4 protein-coding genes are annotated in these 3870 nt (G+C 71.4%); 3 read left to right on the forward strand and 1 reads right to left on the reverse strand.

Translation table 11 applies throughout. The features are described 5' to 3' along the window. The 3 genes from VF468_21990 to VF468_22000 all read left to right on the forward strand — a co-directional run. Window positions 1-672: ATP-binding cassette domain-containing protein (locus VF468_21990; GenBank protein HEX5880962.1), on the forward strand; the 672-nt coding region annotated here is incomplete at its 5' end. After that, on the forward strand, window positions 669-1850 hold the full coding sequence (locus tag VF468_21995) for an ABC transporter permease (GenBank protein HEX5880963.1): 1182 nt from the start codon (window positions 669-671) through the stop codon (window positions 1848-1850). The genes VF468_21990 and VF468_21995, both read left to right, overlap by 4 nt. Continuing rightward, window positions 1843-2748: an ABC transporter permease gene (locus tag VF468_22000; GenBank protein ID HEX5880964.1), complete on the forward strand. Its 906-nt coding sequence runs from the start codon at window positions 1843-1845 to the stop codon at window positions 2746-2748. Before VF468_21995 ends, VF468_22000 begins: the two co-directional genes overlap by 8 nt. 40 nt (window positions 2749-2788) lie before the next feature. Here VF468_22000 and VF468_22005 read toward each other — a convergent pair whose 3' ends face one another. Beyond that, entirely contained in the window at window positions 2789-3703 is a 915-nt protein-coding gene (locus VF468_22005; protein HEX5880965.1) for a neutral zinc metallopeptidase, read from the reverse strand. Window positions 3704-3870 lie beyond the last annotated feature (167 nt).

Genomic DNA, 3870 nt, shown 5'->3' on the forward strand with positions numbered 1-3870 from the left:
GCCGGGGTCGAGGGCAACGGCCAGGCCGAGCTCGTCGAGGCCCTGGTCGGCCTGGCCACGCCCGACACCGGCCGCATCTACCTGGACGACGACGAGCTGACCCGGGCCGACGTGCGCACCCGGCGCCAGGCCGGCCTGGCCTACATCCCCGAGGACCGCCAGGCCCGCGGCATGGTCCTGCAGATGCTGGTCTCGGAGAACTCGATCCTCGGCCAGCAGGAGCGCGAGCCGTTCTCCCGGCGCGGCCTGCTCGACCTGGGCGCCATCCGCCGCCGGGCGGCCGAGCTGATCCGCGGCTTCCGGGTCAAGGCGCCAAGCGTGTCCGCCCCCGCCTACGCCCTGTCCGGCGGCAACCAGCAGAAGCTGGTCCTCGGCCGCGAGTTCGAGAGCAACCCCAAGCTGCTGATCGCCGCCCACCCGACCCGCGGCCTGGACATCGGGGCCACCCAGTTCGTCTGGCAGGAGCTGGTCGAGGCCCGCGACGACGGCGTGGCCGTGCTGCTGATCTCCTCCAACCTCGAGGAGATCCTGGCCCTGGCCGACCGGGTCGGGGTCATCCACGACGGCCGCATCGTGGCCACCTTCCGCGGCTCGGAGGCGACCATGACCGAGCTCGGCCTGTACATGACCGGCGCCCGCGGCGAAGACCAGGAAGGGGATCCGGCGGCGTGAAGGTCGAGGAGCGGCCACCGCCGCCCGAGCCGGAGGTCGAGGAGGCCGCCGCCCGGGTCCCCTGGGGCCAGCGTCTGCGGGGCTGGGCCTTCCAGCTGCTCGCCCCGGCCGTGTCGCTGCTGATCGCGGCCGTCATCGGCGTCATCGTCATCCTGATCGTGCAGCAGAGCTGGGACGACGTGGCCGACGTGGCCAACGCCATGTGGAGCTACGGGCTGTTCAACCGCAACTCGCTGGCCTTCATCCTCGGCCGGGCCACCCCGCTGATCTTCGCCGGCCTGGCCGTGGCCATCGCCTTCAAGGCCGGCCTGTTCAACATCGGCGTCGAAGGCCAGTACGCCATCGGCGCCCTGGCCGCCGGCTACGTCGGCTACCAGCTGTCGGCCCCGACGGCCCTGCACCTGCCCCTGACGATCCTGGCCGGCATGGCCGGCGGGATGCTCTGGGCCGCCGTCCCGGCCCTGCTCAAGGTCTACCGGGGAGCGCACGAGGTCATCTCGACCATCATGATGAACTTCGTAGCCAACGCGGTCCTGCTCTACCTCCTCTCGGGGGCCCTGAAGGACCCCAACCAGCAGGGCGACATCGCCCAGCAGCAGACCCCCGACATCGAGCCGACCGCCCAGGTGGGCTCCATGGTCCCGTTCTTCAACTCGATCGGTTTCGACTTCCGCGGGTCGGCCCCGGTGACCTGGTTCTTCGTCCTGGCCATCGTCGCCGCCGCGCTGTACGCGCTGACCGTGCGGCGCACCCGCTTCGGCTTCGAGCTGCGGGTGCTCGGCACCAACCCGCGGGCCGCCGAGCCGTCCGGCATCCGCAGCAACTCCATGATCATGAAGGCGATGCTGCTGTCGGGGGCGATCGCCGGCCTGATCGCCCTCCAGGACGTGCTCGGCATCGACGACCGCATGAAGCTCGACTACATCCGCTTCTACGGCTTCACCGGCATCGCCATCGCCCTGCTGGGGCGCAACTCGGGCGGCGGCATCGTGGCCGCGGCCCTGCTGTTCTCCTTCCTCGACCGTGCCAGGGGTGGCATCGGCCTCAACACCGACGTACCCGCCGAGGTCACGACCATCATGCAGGGCGTGATCATCCTCACCATCGTGATCGCCTACGAGGTCGTGCGGCGCCTCACCGCCCGCCGCCAGCTCCGGGAGCAGCACGAACGTGCCTGACATCCTGATCCAGCTGTTCGGGCTGGCCACCATCGCCTCGGCCATCCGGGCCTTCGTCCCCCTGTACCTGGCCACCCTTGGCGGGGTGTTCAACGAGCGCTCGGGCATCGTCAACATCGGCATCGACGGCATGATGATCTTCGGCACCTGGTTCGGGGCCTGGGGGGCGCTGCAGTGGGGGCCGGTGGCCGGGCTGCTGACGGCGGTCGCCGCCGGGGTCGCGGTGGCCGCCATCCACGGGATGGCCACCATCACCTTCCGGGTCGACCACATCGTCTCCGGTGTGGCCATCAACATCCTGGCCATCGGCGTGCCCCGGTTCCTGTCGATCGTCGCCTACGGCCAGGGCACCCAGTCGCCCCAGGTCCCGCAGCTGCCCAAGATCGACCTCCCCGGCCTCGGCGAGCAGTCGATCATGGTCCCGGTGACCATCCTGCTCGGGCTCGCCGCCTGGTTCGTGCTCAACCGCACCGTGTTCGGCCTGCGCCTCCGCTCGGCCGGCGAGAACCCCCGGGCCGCCGAGAGCCTCGGCGTCCGGGTCAAGGGCCAGCGCTGGTCCGGCGTGCTCATCTCCGGCGCCTTCGCCGGCCTGGCCGGCGGCTACCTCTCCGTCGAGCTGGTCGGCCTCTACCGCGAGGGCATGAACCAGGGCCGCGGCTTCATCGCCCTGGCCGCCCTCATCCTCGGCAACTGGTCCCCGATCGGCGCCGCCTTCGCCTGCCTGCTGTTCGCCTGGACCGAGGCCCTGACGGTGTTCCTGCGGGTCGACTGGATCAACAACGCCTTCATCCAGAGCCTCCCCTACATCGTCACCCTGATCGTCCTGGCCATCTTCTTCCGCCGGGTCCGCCCTCCCAAGGCCGTCGGCCAGGCCTACGAGGCCGGGTCACCGGTCTGACGGAGCCGGCCAGGGGCCGGCACCCGGGAGCAGGGAGGGGCTACACCGACCCGCGGAAGGTGTTGCACTGGGCGTAGTCGCCGGTGCGGTAGCCGGTGGTGAACCAGCGCTGGCGCTGCTCGGCGGAGCCGTGGGTCCAGGTCTCGGGGTTGGACTGGCCCTGGAACCGCTCCTGGATGCGGTCGTCGCCGATGGCGGCGGCGGCGTCGAGGCCGTCGGCGATGTCCTGCTCGGTGATCCGCTCGACCAGGGGGTCGCCGCCGTCGGGGCCGGGCTCGGTGGTGGCGTGGTTGGCCCACAGGCCGGCGAAGCAGTCGGCCTGGAGCTCGAGGCGGACGGCCGCGCTCTGGGGGCCGGTGGCCCGGGAGCTGCCGGCCTGCTCCATCGTGCCGGTGAGGTTCTGGACGTGGTGGCCGTACTCGTGGGCCAGCACGTAGGCCTGGGCGAAGGGGCCGCCCTGGGCGCCGAACTTGGTCTGCAGGTCCCGGTAGAAGCTGAGGTCGATGTAGACGGTGCCGTCCCTTGGGCAGTAGAAGGGGCCGACCTCGGAGCTGGCCGCGCCGCAGCCGGTCTGGACGCCGCCCGAGAACAGCGTCGTCGGGGCCTTCTGGTACTGGCCCCCGCGGCGCTGGAACTCGGCCGTCCAGTAGTCCTGGAGGCTGTTGACCACGGCCACGACCCGGCAGTCCTCCTTGGTGTTGGCGTCCGCCCCGGTCTTGCACTCCTCGGCCAGGTTGCTCTGCTCGCCCTGGATCTGGTCGATGCCGGGGAGGGCGCCGGAGGTGGCGGTGCCCCCGCCGAGCAGCTGGAGCAGGATGAACACGATCACGCCGAGGAGCCCGGCGCCGCCGCCGATGGCCACCCCGCCGCGGCGCGGGAAGCCGCTGAAGCCGCCCCGGCCGCGGGTGTCCTGGACCTGTGAGCTGTCGAGCTGGCTGTCGTCGTCGAAGCGCATCCTGCCTGCCCTCTCTGGGGTCGCCGCCTGCCGTCAGGAATACCCGAGCCGGTCACCCGCCAACCGTCGCGACGGGCCGCGAGTCGTGCCAAACTGCCGGCACGATGAAGAGCGTCGAGCGTACCAAGGTCGTGGCCACCCTGGGCCCGGCCTCGAGCAGCCGCGAG

It is taken from the genome of Actinomycetota bacterium, assembly GCA_036280995.1.
Lineage (GTDB): Bacteria > Actinomycetota > CALGFH01 > CALGFH01 > CALGFH01 > CALGFH01.

What these genes read in the sequence shown, in the direction of transcription:
- VF468_22005 (HEX5880965.1), bottom strand. Translation starts at nt 3,703, where the DNA reads ATGCGCTTCGACGACGACAGCCAGCTCGACAGCTCACAGGTCCAGGAC.